Origin of the sequence: Bradyrhizobium sp. AZCC 1610 (genome assembly GCF_036924515.1) — a bacterium.
GTDB lineage: Bacteria > Pseudomonadota > Alphaproteobacteria > Rhizobiales > Xanthobacteraceae > Bradyrhizobium.
Genome location: NZ_JAZHRR010000001.1, coordinates 7,171,307 through 7,190,696, shown reverse-complemented (window position 1 = coordinate 7,190,696; position 19,390 = coordinate 7,171,307). Strand labels below are relative to the sequence as shown.

The following is a 19,390-nucleotide window of genomic DNA, read 5'->3' as shown; positions in this document are numbered from 1 at the left end:
CATTACGAGGTGACGGCGTGCAATCGCTTGAGTGTGCCGAAATCGTTTTGGCGGAGATCTGAAATATGGCCGTTCTCGTCACGCGCCCGCATCCGGATGATGAGACGACGGCCGAGGCGCTGCGCGCGCGGGGGTTCGATGTCCTGCGCGCGCCGATGCTGCGGTTCGAACCGGTGCCGTTCCAGGACGATGCGGACGCGACCTACGGCGCCGTCATCGTCACCAGTGCCAACGCACTGCGTGCCACCGCACCCCATCTTGCCGACAGCCGGTTCCTCAAACTGCCCCTGTTCGCGGTCGGAGAAAATACCGCAGCCGCAGCGCGCAATGCCGGGTTTGGCGACGTGATCGCATCAAAGGGCGACGCCGGCGCGTTGCGCGATCTGGTGCTGGCACGTGCGAGGTCGAAGCAACTGAAGAAAGCCAGCCCGCTATTGTACCTCGCGGGTGCCGATCTCGCACGCGATCTCGCCGGCGAACTCGGCGAGAGCGGCTTTACGGTCGTGACGCACACCACCTACCGGATGGTGCCCGTGCCCAGCCTGCCGCGGGAAATATGTGACGCCTTTGTGGCGCATGAGATTGAGGCCGTGCTGCATTATTCACGGCGCAGCGCGCGGGCATTTCTGGAGGCGGCCCGCTCCGGGGGCGTCGAAATCTCGGCACTGGCGCTGCCGCAATGCTGCATTTCGGCGGCCGTCGCCGCGGTCTTGCGGGATGCCGGCGCGACCCAGGTCACGGCGGCGGCTTCGCCGGACGAAAATGCCCTGTTCGAGGCGCTGGGCCGGGCGTTGCAACCGCGGCCGAGCTCTAATCTTTAAGTCTGAGCATGGTCTTATCGGAAAACCGGTGCTGCCACTGCCGGATCATGCTCTAAGACGTCCCGATTCTGCTAAGTTCCGGCACCTAACCACCAGAGGGAACCGCTGTGATGGTCGATGACAGGCCCGAAGACACTGGATCGCTGCCCGAGTCGGGCCGGCCGAAGCGCGAGCCACCGACCATCGATCTCGACGCGACCGAAGTGTCGAGCGAGACGAAGAGCTCTGGCGAGGCGCCGCCCGAACCCGAGCCCGTGGCTGAGCCCGCGCCCGAGGTCGCCAAAGCTGCAGTTGAGAAGTCTCCAGTTGCAGCAGAGCCGGCCTCCCGGCCTGTCTCGCCCTGGATCATCGCGCCGGTCTCCGGCGCGGTCGCGGCTGCGCTGGTGATCGGCGTCGGCTGGTTACTCGGCTGGCCCGCGATTCAGCCCGCGTCCGCGCCGCCTGCCCCACAGCTCAGTGCCGCCATCGACGGTCTCTCCGCCCGTGTCGCCGGACTGGAGCCAAAGGTCGGCAAGCCGGTACTCGATCCTGCGGCTGCCGCGCGCACCGAGGCCCTGGAAAAAACAGTCGCGGCGTTGCGCGCCGAGCTCGCGGCAACGCGGGCGCAAGGCGAGAAGCTGGGGTCCGCCATCAACGATGTGAAATCAGCCCCACGTGGCGACGGCACCGCGTCTGTCGATCTCTCCGGGATCGATGAGCGCATCGCGAAGATCGAGAGCCTGATGCGGGCGCAGAGCGCCGAGATCGCGCAGCAAGGCAGCAAGCTTGCCGGCGCCAAACCAGCCGACGACATGGCGCTGCGCCGCCTCGTGGCGGGAGCACTGCTCGATGTGCTGGTCCGGATCGGCGATCCCTATCCGGCGGCGCTCGCCGCGACCAAGGCGCTGGCGCCCAATCCGGACGTCCTGATGCCGCTCGATCAGTTTGCGGAAAAGGGCGTGCCGAACGCCGGCAGACTGAGCACGGAACTGCTGGCGCTGGTGCCGAAGCTGATGCCGGCCGCCCAGCAGAGCACCGCCACGACCGGCACGGGCATCGTCGAGCGTCTGCAGGCGGGTGCCGCCAAACTGGTCAAGATCGAACGCACCGATACCGTCGGCAATGATCGCGGTGCCGTGGTGGCGCGGATTACCGCGGCTGCGCTGCGAAATGACTCCCACGAGGCGCGACGGGAATTGAAGACGCTGGAGCCGGACGATCGCGCCGCGGCGCAGTCCTGGCTTGAACGGGCCGATGCACGCGACGCCGCGCTGGCCGCATCCCGTCAATTTGCGGCCGATGCCATGGCTGCGCTCGCCAAACCGGCGCAATAAGGATTTCGATGGTCCGGATCATTCTGTTTCTGTTGCTGATCGCGCTGGGAGCGGCCGGCGCGGCCTGGATTGCCGAGCAGACCGGCGATGTCGTGCTGTCATGGGGCGGCTATCGCGTCCAGACCACGCTGCCGGTCTTCGTGCTGGTGCTGGGTATCGTCGTCGTTGCCGCCATGATGATGTGGGCAATCCTGCGTGGCGTGTGGCGCACGCCGGCGCGTATGCGACGCAACCGGCGCGAACGGCGTCAGGCCCGCGGCCGGAATGCGATCACGCAAGGGCTGCTGGCGATCGGCCATGGCGATTCCACGGCGGCCCGCGTCCATGCCGAGGCGGCGCGGAAACATGCGGCGCACGATCCGCTGGCGCTGCTGCTGCATGCGCAGTCGGCGCAGCTCGACGGCGACCGCGAAGGCGCGCAGCGCGCTTTCCGCGCCATGGCCGAGCGCGAAGACACGCGGCTGTTGGGCCTGCGCGGCCTGTTCATCGAGGCGCAGCGCGCCGACGATCCGGTTGCCGCCGTCATGGTCGCCGAGGAAGCGCTGAAACTGTCGCCGTCATCGTCATGGGCCTCGCATGCCGTGCTCGGCTTCTGCTGCGCCAAGGGCGACTGGGCCGGCGCGCTCAAGATCCTCGACAACAATCAATCCGCCGGGCTGATCGACAGGGCGACCTATCGCCGGCACCGCGGCGTGCTGCTGACGGCACGCGCGCTCGAACTCGAAAAGGTCGATCGCGATTTGTCGCGCGACAGCGTGATGGAGGCGGTCAAGCTGGCGCCGACGCTGGTGCCGGCCGCGGTGCTGGCGAGCAAGTTCGAGAGCGAAGCGCATCAGATCCGGCGTTCGATGCGTCTGGTCGAGACGGCGTGGCTGGCGCAGCCGCATCCCGATCTGGCGGATGCTTACGCGCATGTGAAGCTCGGCGATTCCGCACGCCAGCGGCTGGTGCGGGTCGAGACGCTCGCGGCGAAGATGCCCGGCCACATCGAGGGGGCGCTTGCGATTGCGCGCGCCGCGATCGACGCGTCGGAGTTTACAAAAGCGCGCGAGGCGTTGGCGCAGTTCATCGCAGCACCTACGCAACGGGTGGCGCTGTTGATGGCGGAGCTCGAACGCACCGAACATGGCGATAGCGGCCGGGCGCGGGCATGGACCTTGCGCGCGGTGCGCGCGCTGCACGATCCGGCCTGGACTGCGGATGGCTATGTCAGCGATCGCTGGCGGCCGGTCTCCCCGGTCACCGGCAGGCTGGATGCCTTCCAGTGGCAGACGCCGGTCGCGGCGCTGCCGTCCGACAAGGGGGTCGCGATCGAATCCTCAGCCTTCGAGGAAGCCATGCTGGCGACCCCCCGCCGGGCCGTCGTGCTCGAGCCGCCAAAGGACGTCAACGAATCGGTTGCCGAGCCCATTGCCCCCGTTACGCCGGCGCCGCCCGCCGAGCAGGACAATGCGCCTCCTCCGGCTGCTGCCGCCGAGCCGGCTCCGGCCGAACCGACCCGCCCCGAGGCGATCCCGGCCGAGCCGGTCCCCGCGCCAGCGCCAGCCCCGCTGGCCGAACCGGCGCCAAGCCGGCCGGCCCCCCTGTTCCGCTCACGGCAGGATATTCCGAAGGCGATTCCGACCCCGATTCCGGCCGTGATTCCCCTTATTCGAGCGCCGGACGATCCCGGGGTCGACGACGAGGGCCCAGCCGACGAATTCGCGGAACAAATCGGCACGCCCAAGGCGCAGGCCGGCGGCTGGCGCGGATTTTTGTCACGCTGGGGCGGCAACTAGGTTTTTTTAGGCCCGCGTTTTTCTTGCCAATCGGGGCCGTCCCCGATATCAGGTGCGGGCGTTTTCCGGGTCACGCCCGAACGCCGTGTTTGGTCCGCCGCAATAGCTCAGTTGGTAGAGCACGTCATTCGTAATGACGGGGTCACAGGTTCGAGTCCTGTTTGCGGCACCAGCCTTTTCAAGCACTTAGCCAACTTCGCAGGATCTCCGAAAAGCCCCGTGTCGGCACTGTGTCTGCAAACCGATTGCCGCCGCTGGGCGAGAAAAACGGCCGCTCCGGTTCCCTGCTCGACTTCGTGAAGGCACAAAATCCGGCACATTTACGTTGCTGAAATGTCGCTTCCGTAGGGTTACCGGCCAAAGCGCGACTCAGGCGGAGTCATTTGCCAATGACAAGTCAAGCACCATATGCGAATCTATGACCATGGAACATTCCGAGCTCCGCTTCCAATTCGACGAAAAAAAGGGCGTCGAGGCGCTGACTTACGTGGCTTCGAAATGGCCGGAAATCACGGCGTTCTATGCGTCCAAGGTCCTGTTTTACGCCGAAAAATATCACCTCAATCGCTACGCGCGACCGATTGTGGCTGATACTTTTATCGCCATGCCTAACGGCCCGGTACCGTCGACTATCTACAACTTCATAGAAGGCGAGCTGGATCAAGCGGGGGATCCGGACGCAATAACGCGAGCATTCATTGTCACGAAAGAGCGTTATTCCCGCATCCGCGCACAGCGCCAGCCGGATTTCGAGGCTCTCTCGCCGAGCGATCTCGAATGTTTAGATGAAGCGATTGCCTTCTGCAGGCCTTTCGAAAAGGCTCCACGGGGTTTTTCAGCTCTTTCGAATTTGACGCACCTTGAAAAGTCTTGGCGATCGGCTTCGACAAACGGACCTATGTCATACGAAGCAATGATCGACGATGATAATCCCGCTCGCGATCAAATCATCCAAGAAGCAGCCGAATTCGCAGCATATGGTGTTTTGTGAATGTTGGGCACGTTTACGTCGTTAACACGACGTTGGCGCGTCCGACAAAGGACAAGATCACTATTTGCATCTGTGCAGCTGACGATTTGTTTTTCTGGATCAACACCGACCCACGTCCCCACGGGGTTGGCCAGTTCGCTCTCGAAGCAGCTGACCACGCAGCGCTGACACACGCCTGCCATCTCGATTGCTCAAGGGCGACGACGTTTCTTCAGAACGAAATCCGCGGCGCTAAGCACCGCGGGGCCATCTCATCAGATCTTGCGACACGCATTGTGCAATATCTCACCGACAATCCGCCCAAAACACTTACGCCGCGATACCTCAAACTAGCCATCGACAATCTAACTACGCTGATTTGAGATAGTTGGGCCCCTGGGAATGCGCTTTTGCTGAGTCTAGGAAGCCCGCCGGTGAGCCCGGATCTTGCGGGCTGCATGTGCCGGTCGATCGGCGCCAGCGCATGGGCGAGTCTGTGCCGCCGGCGGCATCTCACTTTGGAAAATGAAGCCGGGGCCGAAACCCGAAGGACAGACCTTCCGTACCTTGGGGACAACCCACGGAGGTGCAATCATGGCTGCGGAATATCTGATCCTGACGCGTTTGGCTCAACTCACACTTGGAACCCTGATCGGCTGCCTTTGCATTTATTTCGGATACAGATTGTTCGCGCAAATTCCGGTGACCGTCACCAATGACGGACAGTTCAAGATGCCGAAGATTGGAGAGGCAAAGTTAAAGGTCGCCCCTGGGATATTTTTTGCGATTTTAGGAACAGCGGTCGTTTATTACAGCATCAATCGCTCGATCGAGTTAAAGATCTCTCCTACAGCCACGAACGTCGCGCACGCCGGCATCTGCCTGAATGAGATTGACTTCAAGTGCAAACCACCTCTCTAGGGACAACCTGTGCCCTGCACCGCCTCTCACTCAGAAATCGGCGAGCTCACGCTTTTCCCAATGCGGGTGGTTTAGCTCGTTGTGGCGAAGGGTCGCGCAGTTGGCCCGCCAGCGTGAACCGGCGGGCGTGAAAAAGCCGCCCGGGGTGAGCCGGGCGGCCTGTCGTTTTCAGCGAGGGCGCGGCGGCGCGCGCTATGGCTCCAGCGGTTTTTTGCCGTGGTAGGCGGCGTAGTAGTCGGCCTTGAGCGTGTCCAGCATTTCGGACGCATGCGCCACCGCGAAAACCAACTCGCGGTCGTCAGTCCTTATGTTCATCACCGCCTGAGCGGCGATCTTCGCCATGCTTACGCAATCGCAAATCCTGGACTCGAGATCGCGGAAGGCTTGAGAATGGAGTTTGTCCATCTGGCTTTCCGTGATCGGCCGATCAGCTATCGGAAACTCGACAACGTTCATGATTGCATCCCCTGCCGAATGATGGCCTCGACCGCCGCCGCGATTGCGTTCGCGAGCGCACCCGCCGCCGTTGATGCAGTATCATCATCCCAACAGATCACCTCCGGCAAGTTGACCGTGTCCTGCTCATTGAGAAGCGGCTCAACGTATCTGCAGAGGGCCGCGACACCGGCGAGCGTGGTGGACTTGGTATTGACAAGGTCGCTGCCGGTGTCTTCCAAACGATCCCATGCCTCTTCCACCGCGGCCTTAAGACCGGCGAGTTGCGTCTTCTGCTCGTCGTTCATGTTGAAGTCGTCGAAGGCAGCGCGAACATCCACGACCGCATCATGCGCGGCGACAGCCTGCTGGTGCTTGCCGATGGCGGCGTAGATCGGATCGACCGCAGACGCGTCCGCCAGGGCAGCAGCGGGGATTGCAGCGGCAACGGCGCCGCCGGTAGCGATGGTGAGTAGGCGCCGCCGCGTCGGGTCGACGGGAAGTGCAGACGTGTTTGTGGGTGGCGTGCTATGCACGCGTTTAGCCTGGGTCATTTGGAGGGCCATCCTTTTTGGCTCGGGTTAGAGCCGGGGTGGAAGTGTCAGCTTCCACTCGGCTCGTTTTTAGGGTACAACCTAAATTATGAAGAAGTCAATAAAGGTTGCACCTAAAAAACGGCGCGGTCGTCCCGCAACCGGGAAAGACCCGCATATTGCCGCGCGGATGCCGACCCCATTGATTGCCGAAGTAGAGGCATGGGCGGCGGCGAATGACACCACTCGTTCGGAAGCGTTCCGCCGCCTAGTAGAGCTGGGGCTAATGAAGGCGAAGGGGAAATGACGTGGCGCAAGCACATGACCGCGATTGGTTTTGGTGGAACTGCTCTCCTACTGCTGGCGTTTGTGGTTCTCCTGCATGGCCCACCCGCGCTCCAATATCCTGCGATTTTCGTCTTGGGAGTCTACGTACTGGCACTTGCAGCAATGGTGTTCTACGCCGCTTGGCTGGGTGGTAAGCATCATTCGGATTGGCTATTCGCGAACGTCTACCGGCTTCCTTTGACAGTCGTCGCATTGATCATCGCCGTCGGTTGTGCGCTTCTGTTTCAGGACGGAGAGGAAAGCCGATCGGCCCTTACCGTTGCTTCTGTTGTGGGGGTTGGTCTAGCTGGGGCGCTGTACGCGCGCCTAAGGAGACGACAGCCGAAAGCATGAAATCTCGCGGTGAGTCTTAACTGACATCTGCTGCTTTGCTTAAAAAACAATTCCCCCTCTCGAGGAAACGTGCTCGACTGACCGGAGGACGTTTGCAGCGCGGAGGATTCCGACCGTGCTCCGGACATTGCTAATCCTGTGCTCACTCTGCCTCTCGGTCTCGGCCTGTGCGAGCGGCCCCCATGTCGCCGACATGCCGCATTGGATGGGCGGATTGCCTCCGGGTGCGCCGCCGCGGCCCGGCACGCCCGAATACGACGCATGGCAAGCTGAGCGGGCGAGGGAAGCCGCGAGGCCAAAGACCGGCAATACAAACCAGCAGACCCGCTGATTTGGTTAAAAATCCATCCCCTTTCGGGGCGCTTTCGCGTTTCCGCAACCAGCGGTATGGCCGAGCAACCGTGATCGCTATGGCCTTCATCCTGATCGCCGCTATTGTTATCGGTGTTCTAGGCAATCCCTGAGCTTGCGCCCTCTCTCACAAATGGAGAAAGCCTATGGAAATCCGAATTGGTTGGAACGACGTCGGGGATCCGACAAGGGCGGGCGACTATAAATTCCGTGACGGCACCGTCACTCTGACCGACGAGCAGATCGACTTGTGGATAGCCGCGCCGGCGGGATATTTCGTCGCCACGCAGTCGTCTGATTCTAAGCCCGACCACGTTCGATATTTGGTTGGTGAGTTCTACGCTCCAACAGCCTGATGATTCTCGTGACCATGCGCGTGATTGCGCCGGCAGATGCAGAGCCTGAGTCGCGGCCGGTCAATGGCTGAAGAAAGTTGATCCACCGTCATTGTCACGGTCATCCCCTTGCCCTCGCCCTCGGGTTGCGGAAAAACTCGACCGGTCGACATGAGGGCCAACGGCCAAATTGATTGACGTAAGGGGCGGCATAACCATGACATGGGCGATATTCAACGACGCTCACCTAGCGGCGATTGGTGAGATTCTGACAACAGGATCAGAAACCCTTGTGGCTGTCCTTGGCGGGTCCCTTCTGGAGGAAGCGGTCGAGCGCACATTGGTAGAAAGGCTGCGGAACGATCCCAAGGTCATTGAAGACCAATTCAAGCCGGACATGCCACTTGGCGCTATCGGGCCGCAGATCGAATTGCTGTACCTCCTAAACGCCATCGATCGTCCGACGCGCGACACACTCAAAGGCATCGCTCGCATCAGGAACGTTTTTGCTCATAACCTGGGCGCCTCATTTGCTTCCGAGGACACACTGAAATACGTTGGCAAGCTGGCGATCCATAAGGGCAGAACCTACTACCCCAATCCCCGCATTGGTGGGGATAGCAAGGAAGTAGTAGAACCCATCGACAGCAACAGGACACTGTTCCTTGTGAACCTGAAACTGGCGTTATTGGATTTGATGCGAGACCGCGTCAGCCATCGGCTTCATTCCAACGAGATGATGAGCCCCGAGGAGATTAGGGCTCAGTTTCAGGAAGGGCAAACAGGCTAGATCGCCGGCGCCGATCTGTTCGCTTGATGCTGACCGAGTTCCAGAATTAACCTCCGCGACGAACATCAAGCTTAACACTCGAGTTTCGTTGCGACCGATCCAGACAAGCGTGACAGCAGTCGCGCAGATGGCGACTAGTCCCGCCTGTGTACTGCGCGATTAGGGGCCCGCTTGTCCCCACGGGCGGCCCCGCCCTCATTTTTAAAAAAGCTTTTTCCGTGCCCTGGTCGACACCGTTCGAGGATCCCATCGTTCTACCCGACGGCCGGCAGCTGCTCACGCTGAAGGACGCGGCAGACTACATCACGAAGCTATCGAAAAAGGAATCCGACTTGCCGGAATGGCAAACGGCGATCGAGGTCCTGATGCTGGTGTCGCGAGGCGGTCCGACGATGCTGGCGCGCATCGGGGTCATGAAGGCGCTGAACCGTCATGTCGAGCGGGTGTTCAATCCCGGGCGCTAGGATATCCATTGGGGACACCGCAAGCTGACGCGCGATCAGTAGGTTCCGAGAAAAGGCCTGGTTGTGAATAACTCATCGCGCCCTTAGCGGTAAATCCATAAAGCGTTAGCGTGCTTTCCGATTCGCACCCGGAGATAGAAACATGGCTGGCCCGAAAACGTTCATCTCTTACAGCTGGACATCCCCAGCGCACGAACGATGGGTGATGGATTTGGCCACAGAGCTGGTCGAGAAAGGGGTGCAAGTAATCTTGGACAAGTGGCACCTCCGCGAGGGGCACGATGCGGTACAGTTCATGGAATCGATGGTCGTCGACCCAGAGGTAACGAAGGTAGTTATCGTTTCGGATAAGCGCTACGCGGAGAAAGCTGACAAGAGACGTGGCGGCGTTGGCACCGAATCGCAGATCATGTCCGGAGAAATTTACAAGAAAACCGACCAAACGAAATTCGTGGCAGTGTTATCGGAGTTAGACGAGGACGGCGCCCCTTGTCTGCCAACCTTTTTGGGCTCCCGAAAATACATCGATATGAGCTCGGATGATCGGTATGCGACCAATTTCGAGCAACTGCTTCGATGGCTGTACGACAAACCAATGTTCGTGATGCCGACGCTCGGGGAAATGCCGGAGTTTCTGAAAGAGGACACACTACCAAGCCCGACACGATCAAAGGCAAAAAGAGCCACAGAACTGACTCGCAACAGTGCGGCATCCGCCCCGGTCGCGATGAATAACTACCTCGAGTCCCTCATTGCGGCTCTAGAAAATTTTCGAATAGACCCGAATCACAAAGACTTCCCCCAAGCGGTCTTAGACAGTATTGACGCTTTTCTCCCTTATAGAAACGAATTCATCGAGTTCATGTTTGCCGCTGCGCCCGAGTCAGGGCCAAAGCTTACTCAGGTGTTGCAAAGGTTTTTCGAAGGCGCCATTCCGTTCATGTCAAAGCCTCCCTCGGTGAACAGCTGGAAGCAGTGGGATTTCGATAACTTCGTTTTTATTGTCCACGAACTGTTTCTCTACTCCATCGCAATCCTTTTGCGATACGAGCGCTTCGAAACTGTCGCCGAAGTTTTCGATTTTCGTTTTTACGTAAAGAATGATCAGAAGCCCAACGAGGCGATGCAGCCTTTTTCGATCATCCGACAACCGCTGAGGTCACTCGAAGCAAAGCAGCAAGAACTCCGCCGCGTCTCTCTGAGAGCCGATCTCTTAGAGAAACGCTCTCATGGTAGTGGCCTTCAATTTGAAAGCATCATGGCCGCGGATTTCGTATTATTCCTGAGATCGGCAATCTCCGAAGACGACTACCATTCGTGGTATCCGGAAACGCTCCTGTATTCTTATGAAATGCACGGGCCCTTTGAAATTTTCGCGCGGGCGGAATCGGCCACTTACTTCAAACGCCTGTCACCTGTCGTCGGAATTGCAAACAAGGAGGAGCTGGAGACCTTACTCGGCACCTTTTCCGTGGATGGTCGGGCTGGCCGCTGGCTGCCTCGCTGGAACTATCATTCGCTCAACCTCTCAGGTTTATCGAACGTTGCAAAACTTGCATCACGACCGTGACCCTTGTGGCCCAAGGTGGCAAAAATCAGCCGCAGAATTCGTGAAATAGCACCCCAAGGTGCGATGTCGGAGAGCCAACCTGTGCCCGCGCCGATTAACGCTCTTCGTCGGGGATGCACACTTGTAAGGCGCGATCGCGCGCAGCCGTAAATTTGATCATGCGATCCGGCGGGGCGTAGCGGCCTTTACGGCAGGATCGATATTTCAACGAGGCTTCCAGCTTCCGAATCGGCGAACCCAAGTGTTTCGTCAATAACGGCGGGCTGATCGAAACTCCGTGCGCGCTAGACCTTGAACGCCAGAGTTCCGTGCAGTGCAACAGATCCGCCGGTTGGCATATCGCCGAAAGCGACCACCGTCGCGGTTTGGCCGGATCCGGCAATCCCGAAATCGATGATGTTCGAGTTTGCGGCTAGGCGGGCCATTACATTGGTGTAGTTCGCCTTCGTGATTCCCTGCCAGAACGCGGGGCCATAAACGTTCTGGTTAGAGACGTTCTTCGAGGTGAACGGAAGGCCGGTGATCTGGGCAGCGCCGCTCGCCGTGGTATGCGTGAACGACGAGGTCGTGATCAGGAACCCGGCCGTCACCAGGTTGCCAATGCGCGTGTAGAAGCCGACCTGCACCGAATACGCCACGCTGAGATTCCCCGGCGTGGCGAAGGTGAGCACCGGCGTCCATGTGCCCTCGACGTAACGAGGCCATCGGCCGGCCTTTGCCTGTGATACGCGGAAGCATCAGGTGATCCTCGTTGGTTGTCCTGAAGCGACTAGGAACACTCTGCTGGAGGCGATTGATCATTGCCAACGCACGGTGGCGCGCTTAGGTGAGGCGCCGGACATTCGCCTTTTGCCCGCGCCGCAGCCTCTTTTGATCTTTTTATCGCCGCGACTTTTGAGGCGTTCCGGGCAATCTTTTTGATCTGCTTTTCGGTGAGTTTGAGCTTGCGCGCTGCCGCGCCGCGCTTGCCCAGCTCGCGCATCAGTTCGCGGCGGGTCTGCCGGTTATGGTCGGCCTGTGCGAACTTCACCTTGAGCGCATGCGATTCCGCAGTGAGTGCTCCGCCACGTTTCGGCATGAGAACGAGATCGAAGCCCGCAGGGAAAAGAGCTTCAACGAGTAACTGAATCATCTTCCAACTACCTTGCCGGCCATGCGGACGGTCCGCATGCAGCAAGTGCTGATAGTGGCCGTCATTTAGCCCGGCCACTTCTTCAAGTTGCCAACATGGCCAACCGACAGCTTGCCGCATCCTCTCGATCTCGAGCATGAGAGCCCGATACGCGGGTGTTGCCCGATCGACGATGATGGGGTCGCGGCCGTTATGCTTGAGCAGCGGATCCGGAGTTGCGATTTTCAATTGTGCTGCTTCCATTGTTAGCCAACCCCGAGCAATGATGTGCGACCGCCGCCGAACGAGCCGGTCAGGGAGCGAATGCCGAGCCGGCGGGAACGCAGCAGTGTCTCGGTCTGCAACTGATCCTGCGTCTCACGGATCCGCCACGCCGCCGCGCGGGCCTGCTCATCCTGCTGCTGCTTCGCAACTGCTGGATCTTGCTTGGGGACGTCAGGCTTGAAGAAACTCGCCATCGTTTTTATCGTCGCGTCCCGCCGCCCGGTGCGGCGACTTCCTTCCAACTTCCCGGGCCCGGGTTTCTGCTCACCCGACCCTTCAGCCGCATGCCCATCTCGTCGTCGAGGACATCAGGAAATTCGCCCGGTTGAAGCACTTTGGTTTCGGGAAGCTTCGTGCTGGAATCGAAACCCCACTGACCACGGGTCCAGCTTGGCCCATCCATGAACCGTTCCATGCTGCTCTCGATCGGGCTCGGAACCCTCGGGCCTCGCTCAAGCATGCGCGGCGATTTTCGTGCGAGTTGTCTCGCATCCCAATCGGCACAACGCTCGATGCGGTCATACCGATAATGGTGACTGCCCGGCAGCCAACTCAGCCAGCGGTCGAAGTAGCAAAGCAGCGACTGGCCCATTTCCTGCGTGTGCTCGACGCCGCCAACACCGAAATTGTGCTTCCGCGCATGATCGAAGATCGGCGAGGCGGCGATTTCCCCGCGCTGAATGAGGAGCTCGCGGGCCTGGTCGAGGATGTCGTCGATCGCATCGTCGACGGCCAGCAGCCGGTCGGTCGCTTCGGACAGCTCCACCTCGCGCTGCCTGCCGAGGTCTTCCGCTTCGCGCGCCTGCAAATCGCCGCGCAATTGCTCCATGGCGGCAATAACGAGGTCCAGGTTTTGCAGGGCGCCGCGCGCGGATCCCTCTTCGGCTTCGATGTTTTTCAAATTCGCCTTGGCGGACGCGTCGCCAAACTCGGCCGCGGTCGCGAAGGCGCGCCGGCGTTCGGTCCCGGAATCGAGAACGGCCTGCAGGCCGGCGCGTTTGGCGGTGAACTCGCCGATCAGCTTGCGGGCCTCGTCGGAAGTCTTCGGGGTCGTCGGGGTCTTCGTGGTCTTCGTGGTGGTGCTCATTGGTTTCGCTCTCATTTGTTCGCAGGATCAGTTGATGCCGTGTTCGGTGCCGCGCGCGTATTCGTCACTTTCGATCGGCCCCGCGATGTTGGAGAGCCATGCCGAGATGTTGCCCGAGGTGAAGTTCTCGGTGCCGACCGTGTACTTCACGCAGACGTAGCGCTTGTAATCGCCGGGCGGCAGCCCAACGCCCCTGGCAATCCAGTAGCCCGTCGCGAGCGTCGCTTCCGCGATCAGGTTGGATCGCCAGTGCACCGTCGGCGTGCCGTTCGACGTGTCGGCCGAGCTCTCGACGGTTACCGTGAGCGTGGCTGCTTCGCCGGCGCTGTCGAGCACCGTGTCAACCCGGACGTAGAGGTAGAGCGGCGTGCCGGCGATGTTCGCCGTGGTGTTTGCCGTGGGCCCGCCGGGACGGCCCGAGCCAACCGCGCCGCCCGACGGGAGCAGGTCGTACACCTTGGTCGAGATCGCGGTCGCAGTCAGCGCCTGGGCGTCCGAGAGAGTTTCGTTTTTGTCGGTGAGCATCGGTCTGCCTTTCAGGTCAAATCGAGTTCATGGATTTTTCGCCGCGCGGTCGCTTCCGGGTGGTGGGGTAGCGGCGTCGTCGTTTGGCGCGATGAAACGGCCTGTAAAGGGCCTTCCGACGGGCCTCGTTTACGGTCGGGATGCAAGGCGGCGCCACGGGCCTCGTGCGTCTGGCGCAGACCGACATAGTGCCGCAGCCGCGCGGCCTCGTCGGCGTCCGGCAGCCGCGTCAGCGTCAGGATGCCCTCCTGGTCGCCGTCCTGATGAACGGCCGTGAAGCCGGCGAGTTGCTTCTTCACGACGGTCCAGCCCATGGCAGAGCCACACCCAACGTAGGCGGTGAACGTTCGATCGCAGGCGCGGATGTGGCCGCGTGAGCCTGCAATGATCCAGTCACCGCACTCATCGGTGCGCACCGCGCTCTTCGCGCCGTTCAAGGCGATGAGTAACCCGGAGAGATCGGCGCGATCCGCAATCCGCAGACGGTGAAGGCCAGATCGATCCATTTCAGGCCTCCATTTTGGCGATGGTTTTCCGGGGAAAATTCTGGAAACCCGATTGTGCGGTGCACACGATGCTTTTTCTGGGATCGTTAGGCCGGGACCCGGGTCGGGCGGCGAAACCGTGAATTTTACCCGGCGGCTTCGTGTGGGCGCGCGCTGGGCGCGAGGTATCCCGGGGGGCCTCGAAAATGCCGACTGCTCGGGCCTCGCATGCGGGCGCGCTGTCTCTACCAGAGTGAAAGATGCTGATAGAGGGCGCGCGCGCATACCCTTCCGAAATCGCCGGCTGGCCGCTGCAAGCCGCTGGCTGGACTCCGCTGGCCCGGCAATCGCCACGCCGGTCAGCACCGATCGGCACCGCCCTTGATTTGTGATCACAGGGTCGAATGTCGGAAAGGTCTTCAATTACTGCGGTTCTCGCATGTGCTGGCTGGCGTGTCTGCACTGTGTCGGCAGATACCGTTGCCGCGGGCCCGGTCATCGGTCGCCCTCGCGGGTCGACACACCATCGATCGTTCGCACGGTGTCGCGCGGATCCGGGCCACTCAAATCAATGACATAGCCAACGCTGACATCCAGGCCCACGTTGACCTGGAACGGGTCGCGCGGCGGTGTGATGCCCTCAATCCCGAGCACATGCTTTGAGGCCTCCAGCGCGGTCCGCTGCGACGGGCTATCCAGCAGCTCGACCAGGCGCGCCGTTGCGCGGACTTTGCCCGTTCGGAGGTATTTCCGGCACGTTTGTTCCAACAAAACGCGCGTTTCTTCACGCCCGAGCATGGTGCACAGCCATTCCTCGGAAACGCCGACACGCTGCGCGGCAAGCTTTTGCGTTCGGCATTCGCCTTTTGCGAGAAGCTCAACGGCTTGAACGATTTTGGGCGAGATGCGTCGTTTGCGGCGCTTGATCTCGCGTTGTGGATTGCTATCGGCGGATATGGCGGTGCTTGTGCTGGTCATGAGCCACGATGGTTCGGATCGTGGGGGAGTTCCAACGCACGGTAATTGTTGAACCGGCCTCACGGATAACGATGACCGGTCTATCGGGAGTGTTTCAACGAGGGGGAGCCTTAGCGACCACCGTTGGAACACGGCACGGAATGCGCGCGAGGGCGCTTCCAACCGCATGGGGGGTATGGGGGGTTGGAAGCAGGGCGTTGGCAGGGTGGTCCGGCCAGTTGGTAGGGTAGTTGGAATAGCGGTTGGCATGGTGGTTCGCAGCCCTATTCTGCGGTTGGTAGGGTGGTTGGTAGGGGTCCGACAACGAGGCGAGCGCGTTGTTTGGTGGGTGGTCCTGTCCGTTCGACGGCGATCTCGCCGGCGGCAAGTAGCCGCTCCATCGCGTTGGCAAGGGCCGAGGCGGTGCAGCCCTCGGCGGATGGCATGGCGGCCAATTCCTTTGGCGCGTAGCCAGCGGCCTTGCTCGGCGTCACGTGGCGGCCTTGCGCGTTGCGCTCGGCAAGCAACCTGAGAAACAAGTCATCCACCTTGCGTTCGGCGGCGGCCGCCCGTGGGCTCGGGGCGGTGCCTTCCTGCACATAGCAACCATCTTCCCAACGCAGCCGTACCTTCTCGCCTGGCGGGCCGTAATTGGTTTTCATGATCTCGAGTTCGCGGCCTTTGGTGCCGTTGCCATTGTCGACCGATCGCAGGTAGGAAAACGCTCGGACGGCGTTCTGCCAGTCCATGTTGCCGGCGCGGCCGCTTCCATTGGTCATGCCTGAGAGGCTGGGGTGGTCGAGCAACACCACCGAGCAATTGATCTCGCGGCAGATGCGGCGAAACATGCTGACAAATGTCCGGGCGTGCACGCGGTCGAGATAGTTGCCGCCAAGCGTTGCGGCGTTGCTGTCGACGATGATCAGCACGGGCCGGATTTGCCGGGCGGCCTCGAACAACGATTCGAAAAGCGGCGTCGGCGTAATTGGACATGTCGGCTTGCCGGTGCCGAGAATACATTCATCGGGCTCGGCGAAGTGAAAATGCAGGTTTGTGATGTCATCCGCGTGAAGCCCGCGGCTGACGGATACCCTGGCCAACCGCCGGCGGATTTCGTTTTCAGGTTCTTCGCCGCTGAAAAAGATCACCGGGCCCGCTTCGCAGGTAGTGCCAAGCCAGTCGCCAAGGTCGCACGCGACCGAAACGGCAAGCTGCATCGAAATGGTTGTTTTGCCGCCGCCACCGTCGCCCGACAAAATCGTGACGTCATCTGCGGGGATCCTGTTCGTCGCCAGCCAGCGCATCGGCGGAATAGGGATGCCGCGCCAGTCCGGCGGGCATGTCAGACGAAGCGGTGCGCGCACCTGTGCCGTGATCGTCTCGGGCTCGGTGATTGCCTCCCCGTACGCCGGCAAGCCGTAGTCCTCGGGGCTGCTTGGCATCGGCGCGTCGTCCTGCGGCGACGCATGGTCGGCAACCACCGCGGCAATGGCGGGGACCTTTAGGAATGTTTCCTCGGTGATGTGCTCTTCGCGCGCTAGCATCGGCGGGCCTTCCAGAGTTTGAACAGTTCGGGCGCGTCGGCTGGATGGTCGGCAAGCCAGCGGGAGAGGTAATCGGGGTCGTCCGTGCGCACGACGTGCCAGAATGCTTCGACGGTCGACTGCGCAGGCGCGTAGGGCTCGCGGCGCGCTGATGGCTCGGGTCGTACGGCTGGCCGTCGCTCGCCCGTGTGGCGCCAGCGGTCGCGCGGGTCGGCAAGCTCCCATTGCTGCACAAGCTCGGCCGCGCGCAGCATGATCTCGGCTTCGCAGCCCTCGGCCAATTCATCCGGTTCGGCGAGATCCGGGACCAACGAGGCGGCGGCGATTGCCTCGCCCATAAGGTTTTGCACCGCGTCCTGGCCGATAGCGGCGATCAATCCCGATCGCTCGGCGACCGTCTGCAGTTCGTCTACGGCATCACAAATCAATAGATCGCCGTCGGCCATCATCCGCGCGCGGCTGGCGCACAGCGCGGCAAAGTCCGCTTGGCTCGGGGCAAGGATTGCGGCAGTCATTCGGCCGGCGCCTTCTCGTCGATCAAGCCGAGGGCGATTGCGCGGGCTTCCGCATTCACGATCGCGCGCGCGAGATCGGGCAATTTGCCGATGCCCATCGCGATGCCTTTGGTGGTGGGCCGGTCGATTCCGTCGGCGCCGGTCGCATAAACGCGAACGTTGATCAACGCGTGCCCTTCATATTCCGAAAGGGTGACGTGCACGGATTCGGCGCGTCGGCGGTTCTTCCAGAACTTCGCAACCGTGATCGGCTCGGCGAGTGTCGGTTTTTCCGTCATGGCGTCACCGCCTTTTCAAGCGGAAGGTCGCGGCGGGTCCAGCCGCACAGACGTGCGGTAAGATCGGCAACGCGGGCCTGCGTCAGGTCCAGGCGCAGGAGCGCTAGGTCGCGGCGGAAAGCTGGCGGCGGTTCTGCAAGCTGGCGCTCGGCCTCGAGCATTTCACGACGCAATCGGCGCAGCTCGTATAGGGGATCGGATGTGCGAACCGTCATGGTGCAATCCGATCCAGCGCAGCGCCGATCGGGCTTGCGGCCGTGCCGCGGATGTCGCGCTTGAGGGCGTGTCTGATCTCGTCGAGCGGCGCGCCATACTGCAGCGCGAGGCTTGCGAGGATTGCCGCGTCGCTCATCAGGAAGTCGAGCAGGCTGTTGGCGCGATCGGCATTCAGGAAAACTTCGCCCACGCGGCCGTCGGGATAAAAGCCGATGGTCATCGTGAAGCTGGTGCCGCCGAGCTCGTACGCGAGCGTTTCGGATGCCCTGCGGTTTAGATGGCGTTCGCGTTGCCGTGCGTTGGGCTTGGGGGCGGCTTGATCTATTTCCACGGTAGCAATCTCTCAGGGTTGCGCTTTTGGTCTGCGAAAACAACGAGAGCCGCCCCTTTCCCCGGGGGCGGCTCATTTCTTACGCGGCGTTGGAATCGGTTTCGCCCTTGGCCGCGCGCTCTTGCGCCTTCAGCCACTTCTCAACGCTCGGGATGGAATAGACGACGTCACGACCGACGCGCGTGACCGGCGGGCCGCGACCGTCTTTTTCCCATGCGATCAGGGTGATCTCGGCGTAGGGGCGGCCACGCAGGCGCTCGCCCAACTCTTTCGCCAGTTGCTTACGGGGGATGTAGTTCGCCGCAAAATCGGTTGCCATCGCACTGCCTCTGTCTCGTTATCGTTGAGACAGAATGGCGATAGGGCGCTTGGCCGTACACCTGAACAACCGGCCGAAAAAACGGAGGTTTTGCAGGTACTACTTTTTCTTACGGGCTCTCTGGATTTGGCTTTCGATCATCTTTTTGTCGGCTTCCGTGAAGTCAACCGGACAAAAACCCAAGGGGTTAACGCAAGCCAACCGGAAGGCCGGGCGACCTTGTCGCTTGCCACCGTGTGCCGCGTCAAAGGCGGCCTCGATGTCGACAAGCACGCGCCCGAGCAAATCGGAGTCCGGGCGGCCATCCCTTGCGCCTGGGGCGTCGCCCGAATGGATATCGTCCGCGCGCAACTCGAAAATCACGGCCAGCGCCGACGGCTCCGAACGAAATGGGCTGTAGGGGCTCGCCTTCTCGGCCACATGCCGCCAAGCGTCCCGCGACATGCTTTTAGCCGCGGCGGTGATTTCCTCAACCGCCGCTTTCAACCGGTCTATTTCGGCCTTGAGGTTTACATTTCCGGCTTCAGGGTCGCCCTTCAATTTCAGCGCGATAACCGCGCGGCGGCCGATGCCGACAATCCTTTCCATGGTTTGGGTGCGCGTGGTCGCGGGGACCATGTCGCCGATCGCGTTAATCTGTTCATCTGAATACGGCCACGGCCATGCGGCGCTGACGTTTTCAACCAGCCGATCGAGCGGCACGTTTTGTGTGACCGATCTCGACCAGCCCTTCGGGGTCCATTCTTCCACCGGCGGCCATAGAGGGTCGGCCATG

At 61.4% G+C, this 19,390-nt stretch carries 26 protein-coding genes and 1 tRNA gene; 11 read left to right on the top strand and 16 right to left on the bottom strand.

Annotation, left to right across the window (positions count from 1 at the left end; translation table 11 throughout):
- Positions 1-65: 65 nt before the first annotated feature.
- From V1279_RS35215 to V1279_RS35190, 6 genes are all read left to right on the top strand, one after another.
- Positions 66-821 (top strand): uroporphyrinogen-III synthase, encoded by a 756-nt coding sequence (locus V1279_RS35215; protein WP_334445372.1) that lies wholly within the window; start codon positions 66-68, stop codon positions 819-821.
- 110 nt (positions 822-931) lie between these two features.
- Entirely contained in the window at positions 932-2,134 is a 1,203-nt protein-coding gene (locus V1279_RS35210) for a COG4223 family protein (RefSeq protein ID WP_334445371.1), read from the top strand.
- Between the two features lie 8 nt (positions 2,135-2,142).
- Entirely contained in the window at positions 2,143-3,912 is a 1,770-nt protein-coding gene (locus tag V1279_RS35205) for a heme biosynthesis protein HemY (protein WP_334445370.1), read from the top strand.
- 96 nt (positions 3,913-4,008) lie between these two features.
- Positions 4,009-4,084 (top strand) — tRNA-Thr (locus tag V1279_RS35200).
- A gap of 246 nt (positions 4,085-4,330) precedes the next feature.
- A complete protein-coding gene (locus tag V1279_RS35195; RefSeq protein ID WP_334445369.1) occupies positions 4,331-4,903 on the top strand; it encodes a Panacea domain-containing protein in 573 nt (190 codons plus the stop codon).
- Positions 4,904-5,476: 573 nt separating this feature from the next.
- On the top strand, positions 5,477-5,803 hold the full coding sequence (locus V1279_RS35190; RefSeq protein ID WP_334445368.1) for a hypothetical protein: 327 nt from the start codon (positions 5,477-5,479) through the stop codon (positions 5,801-5,803).
- A gap of 192 nt (positions 5,804-5,995) precedes the next feature.
- Here the strand turns inward: V1279_RS35190 and V1279_RS35185 are convergent, their stop codons facing one another.
- Positions 5,996-6,259, bottom strand: coding sequence for a hypothetical protein (locus tag V1279_RS35185; protein WP_334445367.1), 264 nt, complete (start codon positions 6,257-6,259; stop codon positions 5,996-5,998).
- The gene (locus V1279_RS35180; protein ID WP_334445366.1) at positions 6,256-6,792 is read right to left on the bottom strand and encodes a hypothetical protein; all 537 of its coding nucleotides are present in this window, start codon (positions 6,790-6,792) and stop codon (positions 6,256-6,258) included. Before V1279_RS35180 ends, V1279_RS35185 begins: the two co-directional genes overlap by 4 nt.
- Positions 6,793-7,074: 282 nt before the next feature.
- Here V1279_RS35180 and V1279_RS35175 point away from each other — a divergent pair, with 282 nt between their 5' ends.
- The 5 genes from V1279_RS35175 to V1279_RS35155 all read left to right on the top strand — a co-directional run bounded on the left by V1279_RS35175 (position 7,075) and on the right by V1279_RS35155 (position 10,962).
- Positions 7,075-7,452, top strand: coding sequence for a hypothetical protein (locus V1279_RS35175; protein ID WP_334445365.1), 378 nt, complete (start codon positions 7,075-7,077; stop codon positions 7,450-7,452).
- A gap of 497 nt (positions 7,453-7,949) precedes the next feature.
- On the top strand, positions 7,950-8,159 hold the full coding sequence (locus V1279_RS35170; RefSeq protein ID WP_334445364.1) for a hypothetical protein: 210 nt from the start codon (positions 7,950-7,952) through the stop codon (positions 8,157-8,159).
- A 196-nt stretch (positions 8,160-8,355) separates the two neighbouring features.
- Positions 8,356-8,928, top strand: a complete 573-nt coding sequence (locus V1279_RS35165; protein ID WP_334445363.1) for a hypothetical protein — start codon at positions 8,356-8,358, stop codon at positions 8,926-8,928.
- Between the two features lie 218 nt (positions 8,929-9,146).
- Complete coding sequence (locus tag V1279_RS35160) at positions 9,147-9,392, top strand: hypothetical protein (RefSeq protein WP_334445362.1); 246 nt, start codon at positions 9,147-9,149, stop codon at positions 9,390-9,392.
- A gap of 142 nt (positions 9,393-9,534) precedes the next feature.
- A complete protein-coding gene (locus tag V1279_RS35155) occupies positions 9,535-10,962 on the top strand; it encodes an SEFIR domain-containing protein (protein ID WP_334445361.1) in 1,428 nt (475 codons plus the stop codon).
- A 284-nt stretch (positions 10,963-11,246) separates the two neighbouring features.
- Here V1279_RS35155 and V1279_RS35150 read toward each other — a convergent pair whose 3' ends face one another.
- From V1279_RS35150 to V1279_RS35085, 14 genes are all read right to left on the bottom strand, one after another.
- Positions 11,247-11,600: a hypothetical protein gene (locus V1279_RS35150; protein ID WP_334445360.1), complete on the bottom strand. Its 354-nt coding sequence runs from the start codon at positions 11,598-11,600 to the stop codon at positions 11,247-11,249.
- A 131-nt stretch (positions 11,601-11,731) separates the two neighbouring features.
- Positions 11,732-12,337: a hypothetical protein gene (locus V1279_RS35145; protein WP_334445359.1), complete on the bottom strand. Its 606-nt coding sequence runs from the start codon at positions 12,335-12,337 to the stop codon at positions 11,732-11,734.
- Positions 12,338-12,339: 2 nt separating this feature from the next.
- The gene (locus V1279_RS35140; RefSeq protein WP_334445358.1) at positions 12,340-12,552 is read right to left on the bottom strand and encodes a hypothetical protein; all 213 of its coding nucleotides are present in this window, start codon (positions 12,550-12,552) and stop codon (positions 12,340-12,342) included.
- Positions 12,553-12,557: 5 nt separating this feature from the next.
- Entirely contained in the window at positions 12,558-13,445 is an 888-nt protein-coding gene (locus V1279_RS35135; protein ID WP_334445357.1) for a hypothetical protein, read from the bottom strand.
- A 27-nt stretch (positions 13,446-13,472) separates the two neighbouring features.
- Positions 13,473-13,970 (bottom strand): Bbp16 family capsid cement protein, encoded by a 498-nt coding sequence (locus V1279_RS35130; RefSeq protein WP_334445356.1) that lies wholly within the window; start codon positions 13,968-13,970, stop codon positions 13,473-13,475.
- A gap of 11 nt (positions 13,971-13,981) precedes the next feature.
- The gene (locus V1279_RS35125; RefSeq protein WP_334445355.1) at positions 13,982-14,476 is read right to left on the bottom strand and encodes a hypothetical protein; all 495 of its coding nucleotides are present in this window, start codon (positions 14,474-14,476) and stop codon (positions 13,982-13,984) included.
- Between the two features lie 474 nt (positions 14,477-14,950).
- The gene (locus tag V1279_RS35120) at positions 14,951-15,433 is read right to left on the bottom strand and encodes a hypothetical protein (protein WP_334445354.1); all 483 of its coding nucleotides are present in this window, start codon (positions 15,431-15,433) and stop codon (positions 14,951-14,953) included.
- Between the two features lie 263 nt (positions 15,434-15,696).
- Positions 15,697-16,956 carry an AAA family ATPase gene (locus V1279_RS35115; RefSeq protein WP_334445353.1) on the bottom strand — a complete coding sequence of 420 codons (1,260 nt, stop codon included), beginning with the start codon at positions 16,954-16,956 and terminating at the stop codon, positions 15,697-15,699.
- Positions 16,950-17,471 (bottom strand): hypothetical protein, encoded by a 522-nt coding sequence (locus tag V1279_RS35110; protein ID WP_334445352.1) that lies wholly within the window; start codon positions 17,469-17,471, stop codon positions 16,950-16,952. Before V1279_RS35110 ends, V1279_RS35115 begins: the two co-directional genes overlap by 7 nt.
- The gene (locus V1279_RS35105; RefSeq protein ID WP_334445351.1) at positions 17,468-17,749 is read right to left on the bottom strand and encodes a transcriptional coactivator p15/PC4 family protein; all 282 of its coding nucleotides are present in this window, start codon (positions 17,747-17,749) and stop codon (positions 17,468-17,470) included. The genes V1279_RS35110 and V1279_RS35105 overlap by 4 nt, the downstream gene beginning before the upstream one ends.
- Positions 17,746-17,964, bottom strand: a complete 219-nt coding sequence (locus V1279_RS35100) for a hypothetical protein (protein WP_334445350.1) — start codon at positions 17,962-17,964, stop codon at positions 17,746-17,748. Before V1279_RS35100 ends, V1279_RS35105 begins: the two co-directional genes overlap by 4 nt.
- Positions 17,961-18,296: a TSCPD domain-containing protein gene (locus V1279_RS35095; protein ID WP_334445349.1), complete on the bottom strand. Its 336-nt coding sequence runs from the start codon at positions 18,294-18,296 to the stop codon at positions 17,961-17,963. Before V1279_RS35095 ends, V1279_RS35100 begins: the two co-directional genes overlap by 4 nt.
- Positions 18,297-18,375: 79 nt before the next feature.
- The gene (locus tag V1279_RS35090; protein WP_334445348.1) at positions 18,376-18,615 is read right to left on the bottom strand and encodes a hypothetical protein; all 240 of its coding nucleotides are present in this window, start codon (positions 18,613-18,615) and stop codon (positions 18,376-18,378) included.
- A 99-nt stretch (positions 18,616-18,714) separates the two neighbouring features.
- Positions 18,715-19,389, bottom strand: a complete 675-nt coding sequence (locus tag V1279_RS35085) for a hypothetical protein (protein ID WP_334445347.1) — start codon at positions 19,387-19,389, stop codon at positions 18,715-18,717.
- Between the last annotated feature and the right edge of the window lies 1 nt (position 19,390).

What these genes read in the sequence shown, in the direction of transcription:
- V1279_RS35215 (WP_334445372.1), top strand. Translation starts at nt 66, where the DNA reads ATGGCCGTTCTCGTCACGCGCCCGCATCCGGATGATGAGACGACGGCC.
- V1279_RS35210 (WP_334445371.1), top strand. Translation starts at nt 932, where the DNA reads ATGGTCGATGACAGGCCCGAAGACACTGGATCGCTGCCCGAGTCGGGC.
- V1279_RS35205 (WP_334445370.1), top strand. Translation starts at nt 2,143, where the DNA reads ATGGTCCGGATCATTCTGTTTCTGTTGCTGATCGCGCTGGGAGCGGCC.
- V1279_RS35195 (WP_334445369.1), top strand. Translation starts at nt 4,331, where the DNA reads ATGACCATGGAACATTCCGAGCTCCGCTTCCAATTCGACGAAAAAAAG.
- V1279_RS35190 (WP_334445368.1), top strand. Translation starts at nt 5,477, where the DNA reads ATGGCTGCGGAATATCTGATCCTGACGCGTTTGGCTCAACTCACACTT.
- V1279_RS35185 (WP_334445367.1), bottom strand. Translation starts at nt 6,259, where the DNA reads ATGAACGTTGTCGAGTTTCCGATAGCTGATCGGCCGATCACGGAAAGC.
- V1279_RS35180 (WP_334445366.1), bottom strand. Translation starts at nt 6,792, where the DNA reads ATGACCCAGGCTAAACGCGTGCATAGCACGCCACCCACAAACACGTCT.
- V1279_RS35175 (WP_334445365.1), top strand. Translation starts at nt 7,075, where the DNA reads ATGACGTGGCGCAAGCACATGACCGCGATTGGTTTTGGTGGAACTGCT.
- V1279_RS35170 (WP_334445364.1), top strand. Translation starts at nt 7,950, where the DNA reads ATGGAAATCCGAATTGGTTGGAACGACGTCGGGGATCCGACAAGGGCG.
- V1279_RS35165 (WP_334445363.1), top strand. Translation starts at nt 8,356, where the DNA reads ATGACATGGGCGATATTCAACGACGCTCACCTAGCGGCGATTGGTGAG.
- V1279_RS35155 (WP_334445361.1), top strand. Translation starts at nt 9,535, where the DNA reads ATGGCTGGCCCGAAAACGTTCATCTCTTACAGCTGGACATCCCCAGCG.
- V1279_RS35145 (WP_334445359.1), bottom strand. Translation starts at nt 12,337, where the DNA reads ATGGAAGCAGCACAATTGAAAATCGCAACTCCGGATCCGCTGCTCAAG.
- V1279_RS35140 (WP_334445358.1), bottom strand. Translation starts at nt 12,552, where the DNA reads ATGGCGAGTTTCTTCAAGCCTGACGTCCCCAAGCAAGATCCAGCAGTT.
- V1279_RS35135 (WP_334445357.1), bottom strand. Translation starts at nt 13,445, where the DNA reads ATGAGCACCACCACGAAGACCACGAAGACCCCGACGACCCCGAAGACT.
- V1279_RS35130 (WP_334445356.1), bottom strand. Translation starts at nt 13,970, where the DNA reads ATGCTCACCGACAAAAACGAAACTCTCTCGGACGCCCAGGCGCTGACT.
- V1279_RS35125 (WP_334445355.1), bottom strand. Translation starts at nt 14,476, where the DNA reads ATGGATCGATCTGGCCTTCACCGTCTGCGGATTGCGGATCGCGCCGAT.
- V1279_RS35120 (WP_334445354.1), bottom strand. Translation starts at nt 15,433, where the DNA reads ATGACCAGCACAAGCACCGCCATATCCGCCGATAGCAATCCACAACGC.
- V1279_RS35115 (WP_334445353.1), bottom strand. Translation starts at nt 16,956, where the DNA reads ATGCTAGCGCGCGAAGAGCACATCACCGAGGAAACATTCCTAAAGGTC.
- V1279_RS35110 (WP_334445352.1), bottom strand. Translation starts at nt 17,471, where the DNA reads ATGACTGCCGCAATCCTTGCCCCGAGCCAAGCGGACTTTGCCGCGCTG.
- V1279_RS35105 (WP_334445351.1), bottom strand. Translation starts at nt 17,749, where the DNA reads ATGACGGAAAAACCGACACTCGCCGAGCCGATCACGGTTGCGAAGTTC.
- V1279_RS35100 (WP_334445350.1), bottom strand. Translation starts at nt 17,964, where the DNA reads ATGACGGTTCGCACATCCGATCCCCTATACGAGCTGCGCCGATTGCGT.
- V1279_RS35090 (WP_334445348.1), bottom strand. Translation starts at nt 18,615, where the DNA reads ATGGCAACCGATTTTGCGGCGAACTACATCCCCCGTAAGCAACTGGCG.
- V1279_RS35085 (WP_334445347.1), bottom strand. Translation starts at nt 19,389, where the DNA reads ATGGCCGACCCTCTATGGCCGCCGGTGGAAGAATGGACCCCGAAGGGC.